The sequence below is a fragment of the Mesorhizobium sp. B1-1-5 genome, assembly GCF_006443065.1.
Classification (GTDB): Bacteria; Pseudomonadota; Alphaproteobacteria; order Rhizobiales; family Rhizobiaceae; genus Mesorhizobium.
Map to the genome: position 1 here is coordinate 1 of NZ_VFWS01000030.1, position 18796 is coordinate 18796.

The following is an 18796-nucleotide window of genomic DNA, read 5'->3' on the forward strand; positions in this document are numbered from 1 at the left end:
AAAGGCCAGCCGCTTGGAAATGTGTGCGTCCCCTAGATGAAATGGGGGAGAGGTGGCTCGGTAAAGCCGAGACGGAGAGGGGGCGCCGGTCCGGGCGGCGAAAGCGCTTCGAAGAGAAGGGCTTCCGCCTTACGAAACCCCCTCTCCGTCCGCTTCGCGGACACCTCTCCCCGCCTCTTGCGGGGCGAGGAACCGTACCTTCGAGGTCGACGCCATTCCCCTGGCTATCGTCAGAGAATTGCCCCCTGATAAAGCACCGCTTCCGCCTCTTCCGGCGCGAAGCGCCGGGCTAGCGTGCGGAAGGCGCTGTGGACGCCGTCGCGGTCCAGGCGCGGCCAGCGTCGGATCGAATTCGGTGCGCCCATGCAGGCCGCGATCTCCGGCATGGGCGCGCTGCTCGCCAGCGAACTGGTGCTGAGGGAGCATTTCCGCTCCGGCCAGCTCGTCGAGATTGCCCGTGAGGTTCCGGCATTGACCATCAAGCGCCGCCTGGTCTGGTCGGTGGACGGAAGGCCCGCCGCGCCGCCGTCGTCGCCGCGGCGCTTGCCGCAATCGCAGACGCTCCCCGGTCGGTCGGATCATGACGCCTCTCCTGACAGCCTTCTGTCAGCAGCGTCCGCGCTCCGCCGGAGCCCTTTCACTCGGCTCTTTCCATTTCGGCCGAGTCCTCCCATATTCGGGCCATGGCCAGACATCCTGACAAGAAGACGCCTTCGCAAGATGGCGCGTCGAAGCGGCGCAGCCCGCTGACCGAATTCCTCGATGCCGCCGAGCCGCTGGAGCCCGGCGGCTTCGCGGAAGCGCCGCAGGCCGACTTTGCCGGCGCGGCGCTGACCGGCTCGATCTCCGATTGGGCCGGGCAGATCGAGCGCGAGGCGGAAAAGCAGCCGAAGGCGAAAACCCCGAAGAAGATCCCCGAGCGCTCGTCGGCGCCTGGGCGCACCGCGCGCGGCACCTCGATGGGCGGTGCTGCGTCGGCGAAAGAGCGCGCGGCCGCCGGCCTCAACCCGGTGGCCGGCCTCGACATCAGCCTGGAGGATGCCGAGTCGGTTTCGTCCGGCGGCGTCACCGCAACGGTCGCGGCGCTCTCGGCGCTGATCGAATCCGGCAATCCGCTGCACAAGGACGGCCAGCTGTGGACGCCGCACCGTCCGGCCCGCCCGGAAAAGTCTGAGGGCGGCATCGCCATCAAGATGGTGTCGGATTTCGAGCCCGCCGGCGATCAGCCGACCGCCATCAAGGACCTCGTCGAAGGCGTCGAGCGGAACGACCGCACCCAGGTGCTGCTCGGCGTCACCGGCTCGGGCAAGACCTTCACCATGGCCAAGGTGATCGAGGAGACGCAGCGCCCTGCTTTGATCCTGGCGCCGAACAAGACGCTTGCGGCGCAGCTCTATGCCGAGTTCAAGAAATTTTTCCCCGAAAACGCGGTCGAGTATTTCGTCTCCTACTACGACTATTACCAGCCGGAAGCCTACGTCCCGCGCACCGACACCTATATCGAGAAGGAATCCTCGATCAACGAACAGATCGACCGCATGCGCCATTCGGCGACGCGCTCGCTGCTCGAGCGCGACGACGTCATCATCGTCGCCTCCGTGTCCTGCATCTACGGTATCGGCTCGGTCGAGACCTATACGGCGATGACCTTCCAGATGCAGGTCGGCGACCGGCTCGACCAGCGCTCGCTTCTCGCCGACCTCGTCGCGCAGCAATACAAGCGCCAGGACATCAACTTCGTGCGCGGCTCGTTTCGGGTGCGCGGCGACACCATCGAGATCTTCCCCGCCCACCTGGAAGACCGCGCCTGGCGCATCTCGATGTTCGGCGACGAGATCGAACAGATCACCGAGTTCGATCCGCTCACGGGCCAGAAGACCGGCGAGCTGAAGAGCGTCAAGATCTACGCCAACTCGCACTATGTGACGCCGCGCCCGACCTTGAACCAAGCCATCAAGTCGATCAAGGAGGAGCTCAAGCATCGCCTGCAAGAGCTTGAAAAGGCTGGCCGTCTGCTGGAAGCGCAACGGCTGGAACAGCGCACGCGCTTCGATCTGGAGATGTTGGAGGCGACCGGCTCCTGCGCCGGCATCGAGAACTATTCGCGTTACCTCACCGGACGCCAGCCGGGCGATCCGCCGCCGACCTTGTTCGAATATGTGCCCGATAACGCGCTGATCTTCATCGACGAAAGCCACGTCACCGTGCCGCAGATCGGCGGCATGTATCGCGGCGACTTCCGCCGCAAGGCGACGCTGGCCGAGTACGGTTTTCGCCTGCCCTCCTGCATGGACAACAGGCCGCTTCGCTTCGAGGAATGGGACGCCATGCGCCCGCTGTCGGTGGCGGTTTCGGCGACGCCGGGCGGTTGGGAAATGGAGCAGTCCGGCGGCGTCTTCGCCGAGCAGGTCATCCGCCCGACCGGCCTGATCGATCCGCCGGTCGAGGTGCGTCCGGCCAAGAGCCAGGTCGACGACGTCGTCGGCGAGATCCGCGACACAACCCGGGCCGGCTATCGCACGCTGGTCACCGTGCTGACCAAGCGCATGGCCGAGGACCTCACCGAATATTTGCACGAGAACGGCATTCGCGTCCGCTACATGCATTCCGACATCGACACGCTGGAGCGCATCGAGATCCTGCGCGATTTGCGCCTCGGCGCCTTCGACGTGCTGGTCGGCATCAACCTGCTGCGCGAAGGCCTCGACATTCCCGAATGCGGCTTCGTCGCCATTCTCGATGCCGACAAGGAAGGTTTCCTGCGTTCGGAAACCTCGCTGATCCAGACCATCGGCCGCGCCGCCCGCAACGTCGACGGCAAGGTCATCCTCTACGCCGACCAGATCACCGGCTCGATGGAACGGGCGATGGCCGAGACCAACCGCCGCCGCGAGAAGCAGATGGAGTGGAACGCGGCCAACGGCATCACGCCGGAATCGGTCAAGTCGCGCATCGCCGACATCCTCGATTCGGTCTACGAGAAGGACCACGTCCGCGCCGACATCTCGCGGTTCACCGACGATGCCGGGGCGATGATCGGCAACAATCTGAAGACGCATCTCGAGGCGCTCGACAAGCAGATGCGCGACGCCGCCGCCAATCTCGACTTCGAGAAGGCGGCGCGCGTCCGCGACGAGATCAAGCGGCTGCGCGAGATGGAGCTTGCCATCTCCGACGACCCGCTGGCACGCGAGGTGGAAGGGCAAAGTCCCGCATCAGGCCGCGAAAAGGGCAAGCACAACAAGGGCGTGGCCAAGCATCGCACAGTCGAGGAACAGGAGCGCTTCCGCAAGCTCGATGAGGCACGCGCCGCCGAAGAGGCGGCAAAGGCTGCCCGGCCCAACCTGTTCCGCAAGCCGCATTTGGACGAGATGGGCGCCGACGGCGCCGTGCCCGTCAAGAAGCCGCTCTTCGCCAAGCCGTCGATCGACGACATGGGGCCCGGCACGGACATGGCGACTCCGGCCGGCGCGGTGTCGCGTTCGCTGTTCAAGAAGCAGAGCGCGCAGGAAGCGCACGGTTCCGATTTCGGCATTCCCGGCGACCAGGCCAAGCCGCTGTTCAGGAAGAACTCGCTCGACGAGATGACCGTGCGCCGCACCGAAAAGCCGGTTGAGGGAACGAAGCCGCCGAAGCCGCAGCCGGTCTCGCCGGAGGTGAATGCCGCCAGAACTGAAGCGCGCGACGAGAAGCCGATCGTCCGCCAGCGCGCCGGGATCGGCTCATACGAAGATCCAGGCGACGAGCGCCGTCAAAAACGCCGGCCGGGCAAGACCGGACGGCCGGGGCAGTAGCGCTTTCCCTTCTCCCCTTGTGGGAGAAGGTGGATCGGCGCGTAGCGCCGAGACGGATGAGGGGTGTTCCAGCGGAGTGAGACGCTGGCTTTCCCTGGAACACCCCTCATCCGACCGAGCTTCGCTCGGCCACCTTCTCCCACAAGGGGAGAAGGGAAAGACGCACCTTGCCTCCGCCCCTCCCCCGGTGTACCCAATTTCCAACTCGAGCATCTGGAAGGAGGGCTGCGTGAACCACTGTCACCACCGTCGGCGCGGCCCTGTCTGTGCCCTGCGAGCTTGCTTGCAGGGCTGACCAGGACGGTCCGGGTTTTCCCGCTTCGATTTTTGGTCTGCCCTTCGTGGTGCCGCCGAACCTGGCCTGATGGCCTGTGGGCGCACCGTCAAAGTGCATTGAGCCGGATTTTCCGGACAGACCAGAGAAATCGACATGGCCCTGATCAGCCTCAAATCCCTCGGCGTCAGCATGAGTGCGCCGCTCTTCTCCAACCTCGACCTCGTCATCGGCGCCGGCGACCGGCTCGGCATCGTCGCGGCCAATGGCCGTGGCAAATCCACACTTCTCAAATGCCTGGCCGGCGAATTCGAAGCCACCACCGGCGACATCACCCGGTCGCGCGGCCTGCGCGTCGGCCATGTCGAGCAATCCATCCCTGACGCATTCCTCGGCCGCAGCTTCCATGACGTCGTCGCCGATGCCTTGCCGCCCGAACAGCGCGACAGCGAGTTCTGGCGCGTCGACGTCGTGCTGGATTCGCTCGAGGTGCCGGAAGACATGCGCGGCCGGCCTATACGCGCGCTGAGCGGCGGCTGGCAGCGTCTGGCGCTGATCGCCCGCGTCTGGGTCACCGATCCCGACGTGCTTCTGCTCGACGAGCCGACCAATCATCTCGACCTCGCCAGGATCAGCCAGCTGGAAACATGGCTCAATGCGCTGCCGCGCGACGTGCCGGTCATTATCGCCAGCCACGATCGCGCCTTTCTCGACGCCGCCACCAACCGCACGCTGTTCCTGCGCCCGGAAGGCTCGCCGGTGTTCGCGCTGCCCTATTCGCGCGCCAGGCAGGCGCTCGACGAGCTCGACGCCTCGACGGCGCGCAAGTTCGAGCGCGACATGAAGATCGCCCAGCAGTTGCGCAAGCAGGCCGCCAAGTTGAACAATATCGGCATCAATTCCGGCAGCGACCTTTTGACGGTGAAGACCAAGCAGCTCAAGGAACGGGCCGAGAAGCTGGAGGATGCCGCCGTACAAGCGCATCGCGAGCGCTCGGCCGGCGCGATCAAGCTGGCCAACCGCGGCACCCACGCCAAGGTACTGATCACGCTGGAGGACGCGGCGGTCGAAACCCCTGACGGCACGCCGTTGTTCAGGAGCGGCAAGCGCCACATCTGCCAAGGCGATCGCATCGTGCTGCTTGGCCGCAACGGCGTCGGCAAGACGCGCTTCATCGCGATGATCCGCGACGCCGTCGCCGAGCCGGGATCGGTCGCGAACATCAAGGTGACGCCGTCGACCGTGCTCGGTTACAGCGACCAGGCGCTGTCGGGCATCGATGGCGGCGACACGCCGCTGGCGATGGTCTCGCGCCGCTTCGAGATCGGCGAGCAGCGCGCCCGCTCCCTGCTCGCCGGCGCCGGCGTCGCGATCGAGATGCAGGAGAGGAAGATCGGCGCTCTGTCCGGCGGACAGAGATCGAGGCTGATGATGCTGGTGCTCAGGCTCATCCATCCCAATTTCTATCTGCTCGACGAGCCGACCAACCATCTCGATATCGACGGCCAGGAGGCATTGGAGGACGAATTGTTGAAGCATCAGGCGAGCTGCCTGCTTGCCTCGCATGACCGCTCCTTCATCCGTGCCGTCGGCAATCGCTTCTGGCTGATCGACAAGCGGCGGCTGACCGAGGTCGACGACCCTGAGGCGTTCTTCCGCTCGGTCGCCGAGATGCCGAACTGAGACGATACCTCTGTCGGGCCGGCACTGCCGGCCCGACAGGCGTTGCTGCCGGCTCGGCGATACTTTTCCAGCTGCTAAAAAAAGCGCATGCTGAACTGCTTAGCCATGGAGGGAATGGGCCATGCGTGCAGTGGAAATCATCAGCAATCTCTATCAGGCCTATGCGGACCGCGACATCGAGGGCGCCTTGTCTCGGTGCGCCGAAGATGTCGTGTTCCGCTGGATTGCCGATCCCCGGCAATCGCGTCATGCCGGCACCGCGCACGGCAAGCAGGAATTCCTCGCCAGGCTCCTGGCGCTCGACGACGACTTCGAATACCGGCACTTTGTCCCGGTCGAGCTCATCGACGGCGGCGACAAGGTGGCCGCGCAGGTCGAGATCCACATGACGCGCCGCGCCACCGGCGAGGAGCTCATCATGCGCACCGCCAATTTCTGGACGGTCCGCGACGGCGAGATCATCGAGATGGTGGAATATTACGACACCGCGCTGGCGGCGTCAGTGTTCTGAAAAAAAATCGAGGCGATCTGTCGGATCGCCGATTGCCGCCTCGTCCTTGGGATGCCGACACGATGATGCCGGCATCAACCAGGGAGAGACATCATGTCGGTACTGTCATCCATCGGCCGTCTTGCCAACCGCTATGCCCAGGCGCGCGCCTGTCACCGCAGCGAGCGCATCTTGCTTTCGCTGCCGGCCGAGCTGCGCAAGGACATCGGCTTTCCGGAGATTTTCGAAACGCGCGAAAGCCGCCGCGCCGCCACCTTCTCGGCGAAGGTCATATAAGCCGCGCTTTTGATGCGATTGTTTTGCAGCCGTGCTTGTCGCTCGAGCTGTCTGGACCAGCTACTTTAAAAATAATTCGCGGGCCATGTAGGATCGCCGCCGCTTCGTCCGTCCTGGGGTCGCAAAACCGGATCAACCCGTGAAGAGGAACACGAGAATGAACGACCAGACCCCGCCCCGCGCCAAGGTCCTTGGCGGATTGACCCCCTACCTGCAGGTCGACGGCGCCATCAAGGCCGCCGAGTTCTACAAGAAGGCTTTCGGCGCGGAGGAAGTGTTCGCCTATCCGCCTGACGACAAGGGCCGCACCATGCACATCCATCTCTACGTCAACGGCTCGACGCTGATGCTGGGCGATGCCTATCCCGAACACGGCCATCCGCACCAGGCGGCGCAGGGTTATACGCTGCAGCTGCATCTCGGCAGCGACGACATCGATGCCTGGTGGCAGCGCGCGGTGGATGCCGGCTGCGAGATCGTCACGCCGCTGCAGGTGATGTTCTGGGGCGACCGCTGGGGCCAGGTGAAAGACCCCTTCGGCGTCGCCTGGGCTATGAATGCGCCGGTGAAGTGAGCCCGCCCACCTCTCCCCCTGTGGGAGAGGTCGGATTGCCCGGATTTGCCCTTCGCAAATCGCCAAGCTGGAGCACCCCTCATCCGTCTCGGCGCTGCGCGCCGATCCACCTTCTCCCACAAGGGAGAGAAAAAACGCCACCAAAGAGGAGAACCGCCATGTCTTATGTCGATGGCTTCGTGCTCGCCGTGCCGAAGGCAAATCTCGATGCGTACAAGAAGATGGCCGAGAACGCCGGCACCGTCTGGATGGAGCACGGCGCGCTCGCCTATGTCGAATGCGTCGGCGACGACGTGCCCTATGGCGAGCTGACCTCGTTCCCGCGCGCCGTGCAGGCGAAGGACGATGAGCTCGTCATCTTCTCCTGGGTCGTCTACGAGTCCAGACAGAGCCGCGACGCGGTCATGGCCAAGGTGATGGCCGACGAGCGTCTCAAGATGGACTGGTCCGCCATGCCGTTCGACGGCAAGCGCATGATCTTCGGCGGCTTCCAGCCATTCATCCAGCTTTGAGGAACTCGGCCCTTGCTTCGTCATCCTATGGCGAAGCAAGGAGCGAAGCGACGCAGCGCAGACCATAGGATCCATTCCGTGACCTATGAGCGTTGCAGCGGTGCGGAACAATCTCCGTTCTGCGCCGCCTTTACCCTTCGCGTGAGGTCACGGAATGGATCCTCGGGTCTTCGCGACGCCGCTTCGCGGCTGCTCCGCCCGTGGATGACGAAGCTGAGAGGCTTCGCCAATCCGCTACGCTAGCTTGTCGAGCAGCGGCTTCAGCCGCTCCCCATACCGCTTCCACAGATCGACCGAGCCCTGATACATCGGCTGGCGCACTTGCGCGGCCGATGCGGTGCGCACCGGCCGGTCCGTCTCGTGGAAGGACAGCACCTTGTCGTCCCAGGGCAGGCCGAGATACGCCATCAGCTTCCGTGACTGCCCGTCCTGGTCGGCGACGAAATCCTCATAGCGCACATCGTGCACGACGCCCGGCAGCACCTTGTGCCAATGCGCCATGATGTCGGTGTAGAGGTTATGGAAATCGGCGAGCTCGCCGAGGTCGTAGCCGTAGCGGTGGCTGTCGCCGCGGAAATGCACCTTGAAGATCGACAGGCACGTGGCCGCCGCATCGCGCGCGCAATGGACGATCTTGGCCTTCGGCAGCATCATGTGCAGGAAGCCGACCAGAAGGAAGTTGCCCGGCATTTTGTCGGTGACATGGCGGTAGCCCGGATAGCGGCTATGCAGCATGTCGAGATAGGCCTGGCCGGCTTCGGCGAAGGCCTTGTCGGGCATGTCGGCGATACCGGCGGGGAAGCCGCCCGGCATGCTCATCGGAAACTGCTTGCCGACGGCCGTCTTCAGGATGTTCAACTCGCCCGCACCGAAAACCTGCGGATGGCTGGCGATGATCTGCTCGACCAGCGTGGTGCCGGAACGCGGCATGCCGACGACGAAGATCGGCGTGTCGTCGGAAATGCCGCTTGGCCTGCGCTTCTCGAAGAAGGCTGTGTCGAAGACCGACTTCATCGCCTCGAATTCGCCGCGCGTGCGCGCGGGATCGTAGTCGATGACCTTGCGGCGGATGGCATTGCCCTCGGCGAAATAGTCGAAGGCGCGGCCATAATCCTTGAGGTCGTCATTGACCTTGCCCAGTCCGAAGGAGAGCTGCATGCGCGCGAGGCTGCCTTGCGGCGCCTTGGCGTGCTCGGCCTCCATGCCGGAAAGCTCCTTGTCGCGCTCGGTCTGGCGCTTGACCTGCGTGAGCAGCAGCCAGGCTTTCGACATGTTCGGGGCGATCGCCAGCGCCTGGCGGGCGAGATCGGCCGCCTCGCCGAGCTTGCCCTTCTCCATCATCGCGACGCCAAGCCCGTAGAGAAGCTCGGCGTCCTTCGGCCGGATCGACAGCGCCTCGCCAAATAGCTTGATCGCCTCATCCAGCCGCCCGGCCTCCTGCATCGTCTCGGCAAGACCGATGCGCGCGCGGACATGGAACGGATTGCGGCCGATGGTGCCGCGATAGATCTCCTCGGCCGCGTCGAGCTGTCCGAGCTGCTTCAGCGACGAGCCGAGATTGTCGCGCGCGGCCAGCTGGTCCGGCCGGATATCCACCGCGCCGCGGAAGAAATCGATCGCGGCGGCGACGCGCCCGAGATCGCGCATGACCGTGCCCATATTGTTGAGGAAGTCGGCATTTTCGGGCTGCAAGGTCACCGACTGCTCGATGAGATCGAGCCCTTCCTCGCTCCTGCCGGTCTGGTGCAGCAGCAGCCCGAGGAAATGCAGCGCAGCGGCATGGTTCGGCTGCTGCCCCAATACCTGCCGGTAGAGGCCCTCGGCCTCCTGGCGCCGGCCGGCCTGATGCAGCTGCAGCGCCTTTTGCACATAGGGATCGAGCGGGCTCGCCGAACCACCTGGCCTGCCGCCGGCATTTGCCGCTCTTCTGTGATCTTTTTTAATGGGAAACCTGCCGTATTTGTTGGTCCGCCGGACCTAAGCCATGCGGGCAAGAGATTCAAGACAAAGCGTCAGCGCGCGTCGCGGTGTCTATCTGCGCGAATGGACACCGCGCTCTTCTCAGCACGGTCCGTCGCCGACGATGCGATAGTCCGCCGCGCGCGCTTCACATGCGTTCGGGAAGGTCCGCACTTGCCCATGGCGTCTGGCGCAGACCGGCGCGTATTCGCGCGTGCAGAAGGCTTGTTCTCCACCGCCACCGCCACCGCCACTACCGCCACCGTCGCGGCAAGGACCGTCCCGCACGATGCGGTAGCCTTCCCGTTCGGCCAGGCAGGCATTGGCGAAGGTCTGCCGGTCGCCGTCGCGCCGGGCGCAGACCGGTTGGTATTGCATGGTGCATAGCTGCGGATGCGGCCTGAGCGGTCGCGGGCCATCGTCGACGACGACGGTGCAGGCCGCCAGCAGCGCCGACAGCATGAAAACGACAACGCCCTGTCGCGACACCGCAACTAACCGCATATACTCCTCCTTCCTCCCGGCGCGCGATGCCGGCTCGCGGTATCCTCGCATCCTGCGCGCTAAACGCAACCGTCGTTTGTGGAGCCGCGGAACCGGTTGTCGCCTTGGCCCATGCTTGGCCCGCCTCTGGCCGATGACCGGTGATGGGGCCAGATCTATCGAGGCCCAGCGTTGGACGCGCCGCTGGCCGCCCGCGAGCGTCGTCTTGCAACCATCACGTTTCCGTGTAATAAAAATCATGTTCGGGCATTTGCGACCCGGAGAGCGGAACGTTTTGGACGACCTTTCCCCGATAAGTGTGAATCTCTGACAACCCCGTTTTTCGGCGGGGGGTTTGACCATGCGCGAATGCATGACCGCCGAAGCAACCACCGGGATTTGCCCAAGGCGCGAGGCAGCGGGCAAACCACAAGACTGACACGGGTGAAGGAGTTTTCCCCAATGGCCCAGACCGGTACTGTAAAGTTCTTCAATGCCACCAAAGGCTTCGGCTTTATCACGCCGGATGGCGGCGCCAAGGACGTCTTCGTCCACATTTCCGCGATTGAGGCCTCTGGCCTGCGCACGCTGGTCGACGGCCAGAAGGTCACCTTCGACGTCGAGCCGGACCGCATGGGCAAGGGCCCGAAGGCGGTCAACCTGCGCGCCGCCTGATCCGCCGGAACAGCCTGTCCTTTGCGGATGCAATGGTGCGGCAGGATCATGAAGCGGCTTCAGGACAGGCCTGAAATTGCGAAGGCGCGACCGAAACGGTCGCGCCTTTTTTGCGCGCAAATGCTTGGATCGGCAGGCGAAAACTTTCTCTTGCCGATAGCGCTAAAATAAAGGACAAATTTCCTCTCGGGCAGTTTGCCGGCCCGAGACTTGACTTGATGGGATCAAAGGAGTTTCCCATGCCGCAGACCGGCACCGTCAAATTCTTCAACCATGCCAAGGGCTTCGGCTTCATCACGCCCGATGATGGCGCGAAGGATGTCTTCGTCCACATCTCGGCTGTGCAGGCGTCGGGCCTTCCCGGTCTTGAGGATGGGCAGAAAGTGACATTCGACACCGAGCCGGACAAGCGCGGCAAGGGTCCGAAGGCCGTCAATCTGTCGGTCGGCTAAGCCGGCTCGCGACGGATCCGACGGAAGCTTTTCAGGCGGGACCGCTCCCGCCCCGGAACGGGTTGTGCCCAGGTCCGGAAAGGTCGCCGGCTTCGAAAATCGCCGAGCTTCGAAAAATCGCCAAGCCACGAAAAATCGTTTACGCCGATTTCCGTTCAGCCTCCGTTCAGCCACGGTCTTCTATTAACCTTTGCTAAAGCCGGTCCGTATCCCCGAAAAAATGCGCGGGCCGACGCGAAGGAGACCGAAAATGAACCGTTTTCTCAAGACCGCCATCCTCAGTGCTGGCATCGCCGCGACCACCTTGGCCACCTACTCGGCGGCCAATGCCGACGACTGGCGCTGGCACCATCATCGTCATCATGGCGGTGACGCCCTCGCCGCCGGCGTTGTCGGCCTCGCGGCAGGCGCCCTGATCGGCAGCGCGCTCAGCAACCCCGGGCCGCGCTATTACGAACCGGCCTATGGTGACGATTATTATGTCGACCGGCCGGTGCGCCGCTACTACGTGCAGGAGCCGCGCGTCGTCTACGCCGACCGCTACGCCGAACCGTGGACCCGCGGCTGGTACGAGTATTGTTCGGACCGCTACCGCAGCTTCAATTCGCGCACCGGCACTTTCACCGGCAGTGACGGCGCCCAGCATTTCTGCGTGGCCAACTGACCGATCGAACATCGCCTGGGTTCCCTGCCCAAGACAAGCGCCGCCCGCAGCGGCGCTTTTCTTTTGAAGGTCAGGTCAGAAACGGATTGGTCCGCCGCTCGTCGCCAAGGCGGCTGCCCGGGCCATGGCCGCAGATGAAACCTATGTCGTCGCCAAGCGGTAGAAGCTTGTCCTTGATCGAGGCGATCAGCGCGGCGTGGTCGCCGCCGGGCAGGTCGGTGCGCCCGATCGAGCCGCGGAACAGCACGTCGCCGACATGCGCGAATTTGGCCGCCCGGTTGTAGTAGACGACATGGCCCGGCGCATGCCCCGGGCAATGCAGCACTTCGAACACATGGTTGCCGAACGACACCGTTTCGCCTTCGGTGAGAAAGCGGTCCGGCACGCAATTGCGCACCGGATCGGTGAGGCCGAAACGTTTGGCCTGGTTCTCGAGATTGGCAAGCAGCGGCTTGTCGGCCTCATGTGGGCCGACAATGTCGATGCCCAGCGCATCCTTCAGGTCCATGGCGCCGCCGGCATGGTCGATATGGCCATGCGTAATCCAGATTGCGCCGGCGGTGATGGCATTGTCCTTCAGCGCTGAAAGTATGTTGTCGATATCGCCGCCGGGATCGACGACGACGCCCGACTTGTCGTCCATATCGAAGAGAATGGTGCAGTTCTGCTGGAAGGGCGTGACCGGCACGATACCGGCATTGAGCTGACCCATGGCTTTCCTTTCCCTTCCTTCGAAGTGTCGCCCTGATGTAGACAGCCCGGCGAACCTCGTCCACCATTGTCCGAACTTCGGGAGGAAATGCGCGGCCTAGGCCGCCGCCATGTTTCCAAAAGGAATGGGCGGCCGAGGCCGCCGGCCGTGTTCCAAAAAAGGAATGGGCGGCCGAGGCCGCCGGCCGTGTTCCAAAAAAGGAATGGGCGGCCGAGGCCGCCCATGGCAAAGTCCGAGAGAACCGGACCTATTTCTTCATTGCATTCATGACCGCGCCGATGATGCCGGTCAGGATCGCGCCACCGCCAACGCCGCCGAGGAGGTTCTTCAGGTCGAGCGCGCTGCCGATGCCGCCCGCCGCCGCTGCCGCGTCAACGCCGCCGCCGCCGAGCAGACTGCCGAGAATGGCCGCGCCGCCGACGCCGCCGATCGCACCGCCGAGGATTTTGGTAAGTTGGCCCATCGCCGCCTGCTTGAACGCCGCGCCAACCGCCTGGCCACCGATAACGCCGGCAATTACCTGTACAACGATCTGAATAATCGTGTTGCTGTCCATGTAACTAGTCCCTCCATAGCCGCCAGCCTCCTCGGGCCGACGCCATCATGAGACGCCGAATTGTTCGAAAGTCAAATGCGCGCGCGCTTAAATAAAAGGGGCGGCTCGAAAACCGCCCCTATTGCACAAAAAAGCTGTGACTATCTCTATTCTGCAGCGATTGCGTGCTTTGGCTGCACCGCGGCGGAATAGTCATTCATCAATGTCTTGGCGATCTCGCCGACCTCGAATCGGTATGGACCGATCTCGGAAACCGGCGTGACCTCGGCGGCGGTGCCGGTGAGGAAGCACTGCTCGAAATCTTTGAGTTCCTCCGGCTTGATGACGCGCTCGATCACCTCGAAACCGCGGTCCTTCGCCAGGCCGATCACCGTGCGGCGGGTTATGCCGTCGAGGAAGCAGTCGGGCGTCGGCGTATGGATCTTGCCGTCCTTGACGAAGAAGATGTTGGCGCCCGTGGCTTCCGCCACCTGGCCGCGCCAATCGAGCATCATGGCATCGGCGTAGCCCTTGGCCTCGGCGGCGTGCTTGGACAGCGTGCAGATCATGTAGAGGCCGGCGGCCTTCGACTTGGACGGCGCGGTGCGCGGATCGGGCCGGCGCCATTCGGCGACGTCGAGGCGAATGCCCTTGAGCTTCTGCGCGGGATCGAAATAGCTCGGCCACTGCCAGATGGCGATGGCGCAGTTGATGCGGTTGTTCTGCGCCGAAACGCCCATCTGCTCGCTGCCGCGCCAGGCGATCGGACGCACATAGGCGTCCTGGAAACCCTGCTTCTTCAACAGCGTGCGGCAGGCCTCGTCGATCTCGGCGACCGGATAGGGAATCTTGAAGCCGAGCAGGCGCGCCGATTCATGCAGGCGCTCATTGTGCTCGGTCAGCTTGAAGATCTGTCCGCCATAGGCGCGCTCGCCCTCGAAGACGGCACTGGCATAGTGCAGGCCATGGGTCAGCACATGGATCTTGGCGTCGGCCCATTTGACGAACTCGCCGTTCATCCAGATGAAGCCTTCCAATTGATCGAAGGGAACGGATGCCATGGAAACCTCCCGCGGGCAGGCGCCCGCAAATCGTTGTGTTTATGACCTTTCGAACCAGCCCCGCGCAGGATCCGAAACGCTGGCCAATGCTTGAAAGCGTAGGCGGATATTCAATCCATGGCAAACTCAGGAAGTTCCGGAAAAACGGCTTCCTCTTGCCTTTTTGTTCGCAATCCGCCGAAAAGCTTGTCAAAAATTATCATTGCCCGGAAATTACGTCAATAGTACTGACATAATTCCCGCCTCGCATGGAGAAACGATGACGAGCCCCGCAGCCGGAAAACCGATCAGGACGGCCATGGCCGATGAGGACGGCATCGACTTCGCCGTGATCGAACTGTTTTTCTTCGCCTATCGCGATTTCACCTCCGACCCGGACCAGATCCTCGCCGATTACGGCTTCGGCCGCGCCCATCATCGCGTGCTGCACTTCGTCAACCGCAGGCCGGGCCTCACCGTCGCCGAGCTGCTCGATGTGCTGAAGATCACCAAGCAGAGCCTGGCGCGGGTTCTGAAGCAGTTGATCGACACCGATCACATCGTCCAGGTGCAGGGTCCGCGCGACCGCCGGCAGCGCGAGCTCTACCCGACCGCCAAGGGTCGCGCCCTGGCCCTGGCGCTGGCGCGGCCACAGTCGCGCCGCATCCGTGCGGCATTGGAGGATTCCGGAACCACCGAACGCGCCACGATCGAGCGCTTTCTGGAAGCGATGGTCAATCCGGAACTAAGAGCGCAGATCGACATTGTGCCTGCGCAAACATCGGGGAAGAACCATGGAGACCATTGAGAAGGTCGATCATCCGTCAGCGCCCGACGATGACGCGCCGCATCTTCTGGTCGTCGACGACGACACGCGTATCCGCAACCTGCTCAAGCAGTATCTGTCCGAGAACGGTTTTCGCGTCACCGTGGCCGGCAATTCCGGCGAGGCCAGGCGCAAGCTCGCCGGCCTCGACTTCGACCTTCTGGTGCTCGATGTGATGATGCCGGGCGAGACCGGCGTCGACCTCACCAGGGCGCTGCGGGCCGAGAAGAACGTGCCGATCCTGATGCTGACGGCGCTGTCCGAGACCGACAGCCGCATCACCGGCCTGGAAGCCGGCGCCGATGACTACCTGCCGAAACCGTTCGATCCGCGCGAGCTGATCCTGCGCATCAACAACATCCTGCGCCGTGGCGGCCCGGCGGCGACGCCGAAGGTGGAGCAACTGGTGTTCGGACCCTACACGTTCCAGATCGCCAAGCGTGAATTGAAGCGCGGCGGCGAGGCGCTTAAGCTGACCGACCGCGAGCAGGAGATCCTCGCGATCTTCGCCGCGCGGGCGGGCGAGACCATACCGCGCCATGAGCTGGTGGGCGATGAATCGGATGTCGGCGAGCGCACCATCGACGTGCAGATCAACCGGCTGCGCCGCAAGATAGAGCGCGATCCGTCCAATCCGGTGTGGCTGCAGACGGTGCGCGGTATTGGGTATCGGCTCAGCGTCGAATAGGTTACCGTCGAAGGCCCTTTGCTGAACGGCCATCGACGAGCGGAAGGGCGAATGGCGACCACGCAACTGGACAAGCCGAAAGGAAGCGGTCCCGGCGATCTCGCATTGCGGACGCTGAGGGCGATGCCGCGTGCCTGGAACCGGTTCTGGCGCCTGGTCGCGCTCTACATGCCGAAGCGGCTTTACGCCCGCTCGCTGATCATCGTCATCGCGCCGATGATCCTGCTGCAGTCGGTGGTCGCCTTCGTCTTCATGGAGCGCCACTGGCAGACGGTCACGCAGCGCCTGTCGCAGGCGACCATCTCGGACATAGCGGCGGTCATCGACATGATGGAGACCTATCCGCACGACGCCGACTACGCCAACATCATCCGCATCGCCCAGGACCGCATGCAGTTGAAGGTGGATCTGCTGCCGCCGGACCCGCTGCCGCCGCCCGGCCCCAAACCGTTCTTCTCGATCCTCGACGAGGCCTTGTCGTCGGAGATCACGAAGCAGATCAACCGCCCGTTCTGGATCGACACGGTCGGCAACTCCAACGTCGTCGAGGTTCGCGTCCAGCTTGAAGGCAAGGTGCTGCGCGTCTTCGTGCGGCGAAGCCAGGCTTATGCCTCGAACACCCACATCTTCCTGATCTGGATGGTCGGCACCTCGCTGGTGCTGTTGATGATCGCCATCCCCTTCCTGCGCAATCAGATCAGGCCGATCCTGACGCTCGCCGAGGCCGCCGAGAGTTTCGGCAAGGGTCGGCCGATGCCGCGCGATTTCCGCCCGCGCGGCGCCGAGGAAGTCCGTCGCGCCGGCTTCGCTTTCATCCAGATGCGAGAGCGCATCGAACGCCAGATCGAGCAGCGCACCGCGATGCTGACCGGCGTCAGCCACGACCTCAGGACCATTCTCACCCGCTTCAAGCTGCAGCTGGCGCTGGCCGGCGGCAAGTCCGAGACCAAGGCCGCGCTGAACCAGGACATCGACGACATGCAGTCGATGCTGGAAGGCTATCTCTCTTTTGCCCGCGGCGAGTCCGCGGAGGACACCGGCCGCTTCGACCTTGAGACCTATTTCCAGAAGCTCGGCGAGGAAGCGCAATTGCGCGGCTGCAAGCTCGCGACGACGCTGGCCGGGGATCCGACCGTGCATGTGCGGCCGAACGCCTTTGCCCGTTTGCTGTCGAACGTCATCGGCAATGCTTTCCGCTATGCCAAGACCGTCGAGGTCCACGCCAATCATGGCCGCGGCTCGCTCACCGTCACCATCGACGACGACGGGCCAGGCATCGCGCCCGACAAGCGCGAAGAGGTGTTCAAGCCCTTCCTGCGGCTCGACGAGGCCCGCAATCTCGATGCCAGCGGCACCGGCCTTGGCTTGTCGATCGCCCGCGACATCGCCCGCAGCCACGGCGGCGACGTCAGCCTCGAGGACAGCCCGCTCGGCGGCCTGCGCGCAGTGATCAAGGTGCCTGCGTAAGTCCAGCCGAGACAGGCTTCATCCGCCCGTCATGAAATCATGGTCAAGAGCGCGCATGAAGCGCGCGACCTCTGTTGATTCGGCCCTGCCGCATCGCTTCGATCCGGCCCCTGCCCGGGTGCGCTGGAGCGAGGCGCGAGCGGCTGCCTGGTTGCCGTTCCGGCACCGCGCCGGCGCGCTCAGGATTTATTGCGGCGAAGGCCCGTCATCCGTGTCGGGATCGCCATGCGTATCGGGATCGCCATGCGTATCCTGATGGTCACCGACGCGTGGCGGCCTCAGGTCAATGGCGTGGTGCACACGTTGGAACGCCTCACCGAGGCGCTGAAATCCTTCGACGTCGAGCTCGATTTCCTGACGCCGAACCTGTTTCGCACCTTGCCGATGCCGACCTATCCCGACATCCGCTTGGCGCTGACCACGCCTGGCCGCGTCGCGCGCATGATCGAGGCCGCCAAGGCCGACCACATCCACATTGTCACCGAGGGTCCGCTCGGCATCATGGCGCGCCGCCATTGCCGGAAGGTTGGCCGCCCCTTCACCACCAGCTATCACACCCGCTTTCCCGAATATCTCAGCGCCCGCCTGCCGGTGCCGGAGAGCTGGGCTTACAACTGGCTGCGCGACTTCCACAATTCCGGACAGGGCACGCTTGTCGCCACGCAATCGCTGGCGGACGATCTCGCCGCGCGCGGCTTCAACAGGCTGAGGCCCTGGACGCGCGGCGTCGACACCGACCATTTCCGGCCCAACAAGCGCAAGGAAACCGGATTCCCGCGTCCGGTTTTTCTATGCGTCGGCCGCGTCGCGATCGAAAAGAACCTGACCGCCTTCCTCGATCTCGACCTGCCCGGCAGCAAGGTCATCGTCGGCGAAGGACCGGAACTGGCAAAGCTCAAGGCGCGCTATCCCAACGCGCATTTCCTCGGCCACCGCCCGAACGACGAGCTGGCCGAGATCTACGCCTCGGCCGACGTCTTCGTCTTTCCGAGCCGCACCGACACCTTCGGCAACGTCATCATCGAGGCGCTGGCCAGCGGAACGCCCGTTGCCGCCTATCCGGTGACCGGACCGATCGACATTGTCGGCGACGGCGTCGGCGGGGCCGTGTCGACCGACCTGGGCGAGGCGGCGATGAAGGCGCTTGAAGTCGATCGCGCCGAAGCGCGCCAGCGCGCGATGCGCTACAGCTGGCAGGCCTGCGCCGAAATGTTCCTCGACGCCGTCGACGAAGCGCTGGGAATGCCAAGCAAGCGCGCCGATCAGGACAGAGCGGCGCCAGTTCGCCCCAGGCTCGCCCTAGAATAGGCGCCCGCCGTCCGGCACCTTGCGCTCGATGGCGCCGAGCACCACGGCGCCCTCTTCGTCGGGAAAGCCCAGCGTCAGTACCTCCGACATGAACGGGCCGATCTGGCGCGGCGGGAAATTAACCACCGCGAAGACCTGGCGGCCGATCAGCGTTTCCGGCGCGTAGTATTTGGTGATCTGCGCCGATGACTTCTTCACCCCGATCGTCGGGCCGAAATCGATCTTCAGCTTGATCGCAGGCTTGCGCGCCTCCGGAAACGGCTCGGCCTCGACGATCGTGCCGGCACGGATGTCGACACGGTCGAAATCGGCAAAGCTGATCTCGGGCTTTCGCTCGCTGCTGGAACTCATCGGCGATATCGG

General features: G+C 64.1%; 20 protein-coding genes. 13 read left to right on the forward strand and 7 right to left on the reverse strand.

Annotation, left to right across the window (positions count from 1 at the left end; translation table 11 throughout):
- Positions 1–230 precede the first annotated feature (230 nt).
- Positions 231–479, reverse strand: coding sequence for a hypothetical protein (locus FJ980_RS12650; RefSeq protein ID WP_140543214.1), 249 nt, complete (start codon positions 477–479; stop codon positions 231–233).
- Positions 480–683: 204 nt separating this feature from the next.
- On the opposite strand from FJ980_RS12650, the gene uvrB reads away from it, so the two are divergent.
- The 6 genes from uvrB to FJ980_RS12680 all read left to right on the forward strand — a co-directional run bounded on the left by uvrB (position 684) and on the right by FJ980_RS12680 (position 7624).
- Positions 684–3794 carry an excinuclease ABC subunit UvrB gene (gene uvrB, locus FJ980_RS12655; protein WP_140543215.1) on the forward strand — a complete coding sequence of 1037 codons (3111 nt, stop codon included), beginning with the start codon at positions 684–686 and terminating at the stop codon, positions 3792–3794.
- Positions 3795–4224: 430 nt separating this feature from the next.
- Positions 4225–5751 carry an ABC-F family ATP-binding cassette domain-containing protein gene (locus tag FJ980_RS12660; protein ID WP_140543216.1) on the forward strand — a complete coding sequence of 509 codons (1527 nt, stop codon included), beginning with the start codon at positions 4225–4227 and terminating at the stop codon, positions 5749–5751.
- Between the two features lie 121 nt (positions 5752–5872).
- A complete protein-coding gene (locus tag FJ980_RS12665) occupies positions 5873–6262 on the forward strand; it encodes a nuclear transport factor 2 family protein (protein ID WP_140543217.1) in 390 nt (129 codons plus the stop codon).
- A gap of 93 nt (positions 6263–6355) precedes the next feature.
- Positions 6356–6538 carry a hypothetical protein gene (locus FJ980_RS12670; protein ID WP_140543218.1) on the forward strand — a complete coding sequence of 61 codons (183 nt, stop codon included), beginning with the start codon at positions 6356–6358 and terminating at the stop codon, positions 6536–6538.
- Positions 6539–6695: 157 nt separating this feature from the next.
- Positions 6696–7112 carry a glyoxalase/bleomycin resistance/extradiol dioxygenase family protein gene (locus FJ980_RS12675; protein WP_140543219.1) on the forward strand — a complete coding sequence of 139 codons (417 nt, stop codon included), beginning with the start codon at positions 6696–6698 and terminating at the stop codon, positions 7110–7112.
- A 158-nt stretch (positions 7113–7270) separates the two neighbouring features.
- Entirely contained in the window at positions 7271–7624 is a 354-nt protein-coding gene (locus FJ980_RS12680) for a DUF1428 family protein (protein ID WP_140543220.1), read from the forward strand.
- 234 nt (positions 7625–7858) lie between these two features.
- Here the strand turns inward: FJ980_RS12680 and FJ980_RS12685 are convergent, their stop codons facing one another.
- Together FJ980_RS12685 and FJ980_RS12690 are read right to left on the reverse strand one after the other, a co-directional pair.
- The gene (locus tag FJ980_RS12685) at positions 7859–9493 is read right to left on the reverse strand and encodes a tetratricopeptide repeat-containing sulfotransferase family protein (protein ID WP_140543221.1); all 1635 of its coding nucleotides are present in this window, start codon (positions 9491–9493) and stop codon (positions 7859–7861) included.
- Between the two features lie 192 nt (positions 9494–9685).
- Entirely contained in the window at positions 9686–10087 is a 402-nt protein-coding gene (locus FJ980_RS12690) for a Kazal-type serine protease inhibitor domain-containing protein (protein WP_140543222.1), read from the reverse strand.
- Between the two features lie 441 nt (positions 10088–10528).
- Between FJ980_RS12690 and FJ980_RS12695 the strand changes: the two genes are divergently transcribed.
- The 3 genes from FJ980_RS12695 to FJ980_RS12705 all read left to right on the forward strand — a co-directional run bounded on the left by FJ980_RS12695 (position 10529) and on the right by FJ980_RS12705 (position 11857).
- Positions 10529–10741 carry a cold-shock protein gene (locus FJ980_RS12695; protein ID WP_006202520.1) on the forward strand — a complete coding sequence of 71 codons (213 nt, stop codon included), beginning with the start codon at positions 10529–10531 and terminating at the stop codon, positions 10739–10741.
- 239 nt (positions 10742–10980) lie between these two features.
- Positions 10981–11193: a cold-shock protein gene (locus tag FJ980_RS12700; RefSeq protein WP_008877668.1), complete on the forward strand. Its 213-nt coding sequence runs from the start codon at positions 10981–10983 to the stop codon at positions 11191–11193.
- 250 nt (positions 11194–11443) lie between these two features.
- A complete protein-coding gene (locus FJ980_RS12705; RefSeq protein ID WP_140543223.1) occupies positions 11444–11857 on the forward strand; it encodes a BA14K family protein in 414 nt (137 codons plus the stop codon).
- A 70-nt stretch (positions 11858–11927) separates the two neighbouring features.
- Here FJ980_RS12705 and FJ980_RS12710 read toward each other — a convergent pair whose 3' ends face one another.
- The 3 genes from FJ980_RS12710 to FJ980_RS12720 all read right to left on the reverse strand — a co-directional run bounded on the left by FJ980_RS12710 (position 11928) and on the right by FJ980_RS12720 (position 14165).
- Entirely contained in the window at positions 11928–12569 is a 642-nt protein-coding gene (locus FJ980_RS12710) for an MBL fold metallo-hydrolase (protein WP_140543224.1), read from the reverse strand.
- Between the two features lie 247 nt (positions 12570–12816).
- Complete coding sequence (locus FJ980_RS12715) at positions 12817–13125, reverse strand: hypothetical protein (protein WP_140543225.1); 309 nt, start codon at positions 13123–13125, stop codon at positions 12817–12819.
- Between the two features lie 146 nt (positions 13126–13271).
- Positions 13272–14165, reverse strand: coding sequence for a branched-chain amino acid aminotransferase (locus FJ980_RS12720; protein WP_140543226.1), 894 nt, complete (start codon positions 14163–14165; stop codon positions 13272–13274).
- Positions 14166–14463: 298 nt separating this feature from the next.
- Between FJ980_RS12720 and FJ980_RS12725 the strand changes: the two genes are divergently transcribed.
- From FJ980_RS12725 to FJ980_RS12740, 4 genes are all read left to right on the forward strand, one after another.
- Positions 14464–14952: a MarR family transcriptional regulator gene (locus tag FJ980_RS12725; RefSeq protein ID WP_246676404.1), complete on the forward strand. Its 489-nt coding sequence runs from the start codon at positions 14464–14466 to the stop codon at positions 14950–14952.
- The gene (locus FJ980_RS12730) at positions 14939–15658 is read left to right on the forward strand and encodes a response regulator transcription factor (protein WP_140543228.1); all 720 of its coding nucleotides are present in this window, start codon (positions 14939–14941) and stop codon (positions 15656–15658) included. The genes FJ980_RS12725 and FJ980_RS12730 overlap by 14 nt, the downstream gene beginning before the upstream one ends.
- A gap of 51 nt (positions 15659–15709) precedes the next feature.
- Positions 15710–17125, forward strand: coding sequence for an ATP-binding protein (locus FJ980_RS12735; RefSeq protein WP_140543229.1), 1416 nt, complete (start codon positions 15710–15712; stop codon positions 17123–17125).
- 243 nt (positions 17126–17368) lie between these two features.
- Entirely contained in the window at positions 17369–18433 is a 1065-nt protein-coding gene (locus tag FJ980_RS12740) for a glycosyltransferase family 1 protein (protein WP_246676405.1), read from the forward strand.
- Here the strand turns inward: FJ980_RS12740 and FJ980_RS12745 are convergent.
- Positions 18425–18784, reverse strand: a complete 360-nt coding sequence (locus FJ980_RS12745) for a tRNA-binding protein (RefSeq protein ID WP_140543230.1) — start codon at positions 18782–18784, stop codon at positions 18425–18427. The two genes, FJ980_RS12740 and FJ980_RS12745, sit on opposite strands and share 9 nt — an antisense overlap.
- Positions 18785–18796: the final 12 nt, after the last annotated feature.

Bases quoted from the DNA above. Each gene is read 5' to 3' on its own strand.
- FJ980_RS12715 (WP_140543225.1), bottom strand. From the start codon at position 13,125: ATGGACAGCAACACGATTATTCAGATCGTTGTACAGGTAATTGCCGGC.
- FJ980_RS12675 (WP_140543219.1), top strand. From the start codon at position 6,696: ATGAACGACCAGACCCCGCCCCGCGCCAAGGTCCTTGGCGGATTGACC.
- FJ980_RS12670 (WP_140543218.1), top strand. From the start codon at position 6,356: ATGTCGGTACTGTCATCCATCGGCCGTCTTGCCAACCGCTATGCCCAG.
- FJ980_RS12725 (WP_246676404.1), top strand. From the start codon at position 14,464: ATGGCCGATGAGGACGGCATCGACTTCGCCGTGATCGAACTGTTTTTC.
- FJ980_RS12650 (WP_140543214.1), bottom strand. From the start codon at position 479: ATGGTCAATGCCGGAACCTCACGGGCAATCTCGACGAGCTGGCCGGAG.
- FJ980_RS12710 (WP_140543224.1), bottom strand. From the start codon at position 12,569: ATGGGTCAGCTCAATGCCGGTATCGTGCCGGTCACGCCCTTCCAGCAG.
- uvrB (WP_140543215.1), top strand. From the start codon at position 684: ATGGCCAGACATCCTGACAAGAAGACGCCTTCGCAAGATGGCGCGTCG.
- FJ980_RS12740 (WP_246676405.1), top strand. From the start codon at position 17,369: ATGCGTATCCTGATGGTCACCGACGCGTGGCGGCCTCAGGTCAATGGC.
- FJ980_RS12695 (WP_006202520.1), top strand. From the start codon at position 10,529: ATGGCCCAGACCGGTACTGTAAAGTTCTTCAATGCCACCAAAGGCTTC.
- FJ980_RS12720 (WP_140543226.1), bottom strand. From the start codon at position 14,165: ATGGCATCCGTTCCCTTCGATCAATTGGAAGGCTTCATCTGGATGAAC.
- FJ980_RS12745 (WP_140543230.1), bottom strand. From the start codon at position 18,784: ATGAGTTCCAGCAGCGAGCGAAAGCCCGAGATCAGCTTTGCCGATTTC.
- FJ980_RS12690 (WP_140543222.1), bottom strand. From the start codon at position 10,087: ATGCGGTTAGTTGCGGTGTCGCGACAGGGCGTTGTCGTTTTCATGCTG.
- FJ980_RS12680 (WP_140543220.1), top strand. From the start codon at position 7,271: ATGTCTTATGTCGATGGCTTCGTGCTCGCCGTGCCGAAGGCAAATCTC.
- FJ980_RS12665 (WP_140543217.1), top strand. From the start codon at position 5,873: ATGCGTGCAGTGGAAATCATCAGCAATCTCTATCAGGCCTATGCGGAC.
- FJ980_RS12660 (WP_140543216.1), top strand. From the start codon at position 4,225: ATGGCCCTGATCAGCCTCAAATCCCTCGGCGTCAGCATGAGTGCGCCG.
- FJ980_RS12700 (WP_008877668.1), top strand. From the start codon at position 10,981: ATGCCGCAGACCGGCACCGTCAAATTCTTCAACCATGCCAAGGGCTTC.
- FJ980_RS12705 (WP_140543223.1), top strand. From the start codon at position 11,444: ATGAACCGTTTTCTCAAGACCGCCATCCTCAGTGCTGGCATCGCCGCG.
- FJ980_RS12735 (WP_140543229.1), top strand. From the start codon at position 15,710: ATGGCGACCACGCAACTGGACAAGCCGAAAGGAAGCGGTCCCGGCGAT.
- FJ980_RS12730 (WP_140543228.1), top strand. From the start codon at position 14,939: ATGGAGACCATTGAGAAGGTCGATCATCCGTCAGCGCCCGACGATGAC.